This window comes from Pseudotabrizicola algicola (genome assembly GCF_010915705.1).
Taxonomy (GTDB): Bacteria; Pseudomonadota; Alphaproteobacteria; order Rhodobacterales; family Rhodobacteraceae; genus Pseudotabrizicola; species Pseudotabrizicola algicola.
On the sequence record NZ_JAAIKE010000027.1, the window covers coordinates 1 to 2,613 of the forward strand.

General features: G+C 60.5%; 1 protein-coding gene and 1 pseudogene. Both read right to left on the reverse strand.

Annotated elements, in window-relative coordinates:
• Positions 1–51: 51 nt before the first annotated feature.
• The gene (locus G3572_RS21795; RefSeq protein ID WP_164615810.1) at positions 52–2,121 is read right to left on the reverse strand and encodes a recombinase family protein; all 2,070 of its coding nucleotides are present in this window, start codon (positions 2,119–2,121) and stop codon (positions 52–54) included.
• Positions 2,122–2,402: 281 nt separating this feature from the next.
• Positions 2,403–2,567: pseudogene (locus tag G3572_RS22440) on the reverse strand (hypothetical protein); the annotation flags it as partial.
• Between the last annotated feature and the right edge of the window lie 46 nt (positions 2,568–2,613).

A 2,613-nucleotide genomic window follows, 5' to 3' on the forward strand; every position in this document is an offset into this window, starting at 1 on the left:
AAGCTGGCGGTAGAGCCAGCGGGCCGACAACGATTCATTATGCACCTCATTCTAAGTGTTTGTAATCATTGGAAGTGTAGTTTGCCGGGGATCGCGACACGGGGCATTTCGGTGCCTCAGGGCTTCGGCAACCGCATCACTTTCGAGGTCGACGATTCTTATCTGATGTGGTGCGTGCCGCATAACCTGTTCAGCCGGCAGGATTTTCTCTTTGATTAACCGGCGGATGACGTGATGTGTCACCCCCAGTTTCTCAGCCGCTTCGGCCATCGTAAGCCACCCGCCCTGCTTGTCGGCCGACGCGTAAGCTCGAATGCCATTGATCTTCCGGGTGGAGGAGACCCGTTTCGCGGTCCAGCTGTGATCGCACCCCGTGCGCAGGCTCATTCTGTTGAGCGTCGCAGCAATGTCACTATCGCTCCAACGTCCGGCCATGGATCGGATCAAGGTCAAGGCATCTTCGGAAGTGACGCGGCCATGCTGGCCGGGTTTGGGCTTCTTGACGCGCAGCTGGGAGTGTTGGCCACCTTGCCAGTGGATGGTCAAGATCACTTCGCGACTTTGCTCATCGACGTCCGCGACAATGTCCTTGATCAGCGTGCGCACCAGGCGTTGGCGGGTCCGCGCGCTGACGCCAGCTGCGTTCCAGGCCGTGGCCACCTCTTCGGCCAAGCCTTCAAGGTCAGGCGGTTCCACTGCGACGATGGGGGCCTCACCGACGTCAACGCGCATTTTGCACGCCTCGAGACGCTGCAGGGTCGCCTCCCAGTTCCGTTCAAGCGTGGCCGCAATAAGTCGGTTCTCGGGATCGCAGGCCGCATAGCGGCGCTCTGCCAGTCCAGCCTCATACTGCGCCTTCTGCAAGTCGAGCTCCGCAGCGCGTCGTCGTTCTTCGCTGGCCATTGTCAGCATTCGTTCCGCCTCCCTCGCTGCTTCTATCGCAACGGGCTGCACCACGCGAAGAATCTCTGCGGCGATCGCGGCGTCGATCCGTGACCCGCCAAAATGAACACACCTGTCGTGACCAAGCATCGTGTTCATGTAGTCGCAGCGGTAGACCGGGCTCAAGGCCTGGCCCGGATACGTGACCGTGATACGGCAGCCGCATCGCGCGCAGGACATCAACCCAGAGAGCAGCGCGCGACCGCCGCGCCCAGACTTGACACCGCCTTTCCGACCGTGAGCATTGGTCGCCAGATGGGCCAGATTGCGCTCATATTCTTCCCAGCCTATGTAACCTTCATGGTGGTCCTTCAGGAAGATATCCCATTCTTCCATAGGCTTGCCATGGCCGTAGGATTTATGGGCCCGCCCATCCACGATCTCGGCGCGGGGCCCGCTTTTCCCATAGGCATAAATCCCGGCATAAAAGGGATTCTTGAGCACAGAGATGACGTTGCGATACCGGATTGGCGTCCAGTCGAATGACGTCATGTAACGCCCCTCGGATGGGCGTGGGAATGAGAGCTTGTCCTGCGTCAGCGACAACAGGACTTGGCGGCCGCTTTTCAGTTCCCGGAAGCGGCTGAAGATCAGGCGGATGGCCTCCTGCACACGCAGATCGGGATCGAAGCCAAGGCCCGCATCGCGATGCCAAATATAGCCGATGGGCACGTTGATGCGCAGTTCGCCCCGCTTAGCCTTTGACCGGGCGGCCTCGAGCATTCGCGCCCGCAGAATGCCAAGTTCGAACTCGCTGATTGTTCCCTTCATGCCGAGCAACAGACGATCATTGGGTGAGCAGGGATTGTATACGCCGTCCTGGTCGATGACCCGGGCGTCGGCCAGACCGCAAAGCTCCAGCAAGTGGTGCCAGTCACGCCCGTTTCGGGCGAGGCGAGAAGCGTCGAGGCAAAGCACTGCGCCTACATCCCCGGCGCAGAGCCAGGCGACAAGACGCTCGAATCCCGGGCGGGCGACAGCGCCACTGGCAGAGCGCCCAAGATCATCGTCGATGACCTCGACCTGCTGGAAACCATGCCGTCGAGCCGTGTTCACGAGATCGTACTGGCTTCGCTGGCTTTCAAGATTGTGCAGGACCTGACTTTGTGTCGACTGCCGCACATAAACGACGGCCTTGCGCTTCAAGATCGCCGGCGGAAGAGGGCTAAGCGCGTTCATGCGGCTCCTCCTTTCTGGCGGTTTCGGTCGCCTCCATCAGCAGGGTCGCCAGCGCCATCAGCACTGCTTCGCGCTGCCTCGGGCTCATGCCCAGCATCTTGTGGGAATCGAACGCCATAGCGACTTGGCGCGATCTTTCGGGCGGAATGGGTGTCGATCGTTTCATCGGGGGGAATCTCCTGGACTATGCCTACAGTCGAGGAGCTTACCCTTGCGCGATGCGCAGCCAGAAATTCGGCGAGTTCAACAAGGGAACCAAGCGAAACCCGCGGCTCGCCAATCGCCATACCCACACAAGCGACCGGGTCGAGCATCCAGGTCGCTACGATAACGACATGACCCGGCGCGGCTTCAATCCGCGCCACCGCACCGTTTCGGGATCTATCAATGCCTTCGCATCGCACCCGCCGCCCGAAGAGCGGGTGGTAGGGGTAATGCACAGTCACAAACTCGCCGATATGGGCAGAATGACCATGAGATGGCCAGATCGCG